This is a genomic window from Coleofasciculus sp. FACHB-712, from assembly GCF_014695635.1.
Taxonomy (GTDB): Bacteria; Cyanobacteriota; Cyanobacteriia; order Cyanobacteriales; family FACHB-T130; genus FACHB-T130.
The window spans coordinates 1-3,238 of sequence record NZ_JACJOQ010000312.1 but is presented as its reverse complement, the minus strand read 5'-3'; the positions used below and the strand labels follow the sequence as shown (position 1 = coordinate 3,238).

General features: G+C 45.0%; 3 protein-coding genes. 1 reads left to right on the top strand and 2 read right to left on the bottom strand.

Annotation, left to right across the window (positions count from 1 at the left end; translation table 11 throughout):
- Positions 1–258: PrsW family glutamic-type intramembrane protease (locus H6F50_RS08135; protein ID WP_190428221.1), on the top strand; the 258-nt coding region annotated here is incomplete at its 5' end.
- Positions 259–315: 57 nt separating this feature from the next.
- On the opposite strand, the gene H6F50_RS08130 is transcribed toward H6F50_RS08135, so the two are convergent.
- Both H6F50_RS08130 and H6F50_RS08125 read right to left on the bottom strand, forming a co-directional pair.
- Entirely contained in the window at positions 316–1,374 is a 1,059-nt protein-coding gene (locus H6F50_RS08130; protein WP_190428223.1) for an alpha/beta fold hydrolase, read from the bottom strand.
- Positions 1,375–1,561: 187 nt separating this feature from the next.
- Entirely contained in the window at positions 1,562–2,170 is a 609-nt protein-coding gene (locus tag H6F50_RS08125; protein WP_190428219.1) for an exopolysaccharide biosynthesis protein, read from the bottom strand.
- Positions 2,171–3,238 lie beyond the last annotated feature (1,068 nt).

Below are 3,238 nucleotides of genomic sequence, written 5' to 3'. Positions count from 1 at the left end.
TACAGCGGCTATCTAGGCTATTTCATTGGGCTGAGTGCCCTAAAACCCAAGAAGCGCTGGACAATTTTGCTGATTGGTTATCTGACAGCATCAGGACTCCATGCGTTGTGGAATGCTACAGGCGCTGTCAGCGGATTATTATTGGCGGTGGTGGGAATTGTTTCCTATGCTTTTTTGACCGCCGCAATTCTCAAAGCGCGGGCTTTATCTCCAACACGAAATTCAAATTTTGCCACCCGTTTTACTGCTCCGCCATAGTTAGTAGTGCAATTAAAAATTAAGAATGTAAAATGGCAAGTCTTACATTTTGCATTTTTAATTTTTAATTTCCTTGCACCATTCTAAAATTCGATTCCATGCCCACCAGGGATCGGGATCTCCTATTTGACGCTGACATTCCCGGCTGCTGATGTAGCCTACATGACCACCATATTGCGTCAGCACTAAACTAATGTCAGGATTGCGATCGCTAGCCGCTTGCAACTCAGGCACAATTGAAGGGTCAAACATCGGATCGTCAGCGGCGTACAGAATTAGAGTCGGTTTTTTCAGGTGAGGTAACAGGTGTAGGGCACTACTAGCGTCATAATACGCTTCGACGGATGGAAAGCCCAATCGCCCGATTACCAATTCATTATCAAAGCCCCAAATGCTGTTAGCCCGCTCAATCGCTGCGGGATCGATGGCTTCAGGATGAGCATGATGAACGCGCCAAGCCAGTCTTTTCAATTCTCGCGCGATCGCTTGTTCTAAATACTTACCCAACGGGTGTTTCACCAAATAGGATAGGGAACGGTTGGAATCCAGACTGGGACAAATCACCGCAGCCCCCCCAATCTCCCTTTCCTGCAACCCTAGTTCCTGACTTTTCCCGCTTAACAACTCCTGTGAAGCTTTCACTGCCCATAGCGCCAGTTGCCCTCCTAACGAGTACCCCGTAAACCAGAACGGTGCAGGACAACCCATCGCTTTAGCTTGGGCAGCAATGTAGACGAAATCTTCTCCCTCGTACAAGCCATCAGAAGTCAAGGTCGGAGACAACTGAGCGGTTTTCCCGTGGGCACGCCAATCAAATAGCACCACTGCATAACCTTGTGCAAATGCCTTGCGCCCCAACAGTCTCAGAAACCATTGATTCTCTAAATCGCCGGTAATGCCATAAGTCCCCACAATCGTACCATGAGGGCGATCGGGGATAGCAACCCATCCATAAATCGGCACGTCTCCGGCACCTGTAAAAGTTGTCTCCTGGTAACTTGGCTCCGGATCTACAGTCATCTTCTCCCATTCGCGCCCTGCCCGCAAAGCAGTATATAAGGTCATTGACAGACCATTTCTCAGCAACCAAGGCGGTGTATAGGACAAATTCGGCATCAACAAGCGCATCTGTGGAGTTCTGAGCATGAGCTAAGCATTACTTAATACAGCTTAACAAAGTAATGCTGGGTGCCTACATCGTATTGAGATAGTGAAAAATAATCATTGTAGAGGTATCAAGATATGCGCCTTTACACTTCTATCTTGTAACCCCGAAGAACGAGAAAGCTCTAAATTATAGAATTTACTGAAACAACCTTTGCAGCACCGAACTCAACGCTTGCCAGAACGTGCCAGCAGCCACTGCGAACAACAAAGTAATCGCAGCAGTTAATCCATAACTGAAACACATCAGCAAACCATCGGCTTCTAGCATGGCAATGACGAGTAGCAAAATCCCAATTGTTGGAATCGGATTCGTAAAAGGGATGGGTAACATCAGCAACACAGACAGCCATGCAATACAAAGTCCGTTTAATTGCCAAATTTGAGGATTTTCTGCTATCCAGCGCAACCGGGGACGAGTCACTTTCTCTAGCACTCCTGTGACTCGTTGCAGGTTTTTTAAAAGTTGCTGGGCAAACCAGCGGGGAAATTGAAACTGGCGAATTCTTTTGGGTAGCCAAGGAAAACGTTGCCCTAAAGCCATTTGCAACGCTAATATCAAGCTGCCGCTACCCAATATCACTGTAAATCCGGGTGGCATCGGAAACAGAAACGGCAAAACAAGTAACGCGATAACTAAACTAAAGCCCCTTTCAGAAGTTTCTGCCAGAACATCCGCTAGAGTTAACGGTTTATTCGCTAACTTCTCTAGAAGAGACTTGATATTTTGAGAGAATCTGAGGTGCATGGGGTGTTAAATTCTCGGCTTTTAGGTCAACTTTTTTTCAATAAATAAATATCTCTTCTAATTTTAATGTAAAGTAAGATTGCTTTTTTCGACTGCACTTAACTATTGGTCAGAGAAAAAAATGCAGTGGTGAAAAGCAGAGCAACCCTTGCTTTTACAGGCAGAACAATTAAATAAATCCCACTAAATATGGATGTTATCGAGGGGACTCTCTTTACTTGGTATAGCAAGAGATATTTGCACAATTACGATTCCCTACCTTATTTTAGCTAGCCATTCTGTCGGATGAGAATATCCTAAGAGATACTCAATCTTGCAGTTACTTACTCACTTAGGAACAACTAGCTATGCCAGCAGGAAGAAGTGCTGTTGACTTCCCGGAGTGGAGGTGTTTTACAAAGGGCAAGCAAATTTTTCAAACGCCTAACTTCGCCAAGTGTCAACTACTCTAACAACAGAGCGAAAATACCTCTAACGATTGGTGCGTATCCTTTCCAGGGATTCAGTAATGGGGAATTATTGTACCAGACCAGAATGCTCCTTAACCAGTAGAAGCGATCGCCTGCCAGGGTCAGAAAAAAATAATGATGTTTTGTAACAAAAATTCTAGTTCTTGCATAAAAACCAGAATTAGACCGATATCTATACAGAGGGAACGGGTCTACCGATAAGCAGACCCTCGTTAACAACCCTCCAATCCTCTCCCACGTCGTCCATAGGAGCCTCTAGAATGACTGATTAAATGAACTGTTGGCTAAAAATGCCATCATCAATGTGTTGGCGTCGATCGGCACTATAAGGCAGCCAGGAATAGAAGTACAACTTCCTGATTCCTTGTGTGAGACTCATTGGGATTATTCTTAAGCGCCAATCAAAACGAAAGTTACGCTCGATATTACGCAGAGAATAAATCTGATCAAGTGTCTACTCAGGTGACTTATTTTGTGCTGAAGAATTAAGGTCGTTGAATTGTCTGAGCGCATACCGGGCAACTGCTAAACTCAACCGTGCCCGTTCGCTCTCCGATAACTCATCCCACTCAACTGGGCGGGCAATTTCAGCTTCCGA

Bases quoted from the DNA above. Each gene is read 5' to 3' on its own strand.
- H6F50_RS08125 (WP_190428219.1), bottom strand. From the start codon at position 2,170: ATGCACCTCAGATTCTCTCAAAATATCAAGTCTCTTCTAGAGAAGTTA.
- H6F50_RS08130 (WP_190428223.1), bottom strand. From the start codon at position 1,374: ATGCCGAATTTGTCCTATACACCGCCTTGGTTGCTGAGAAATGGTCTG.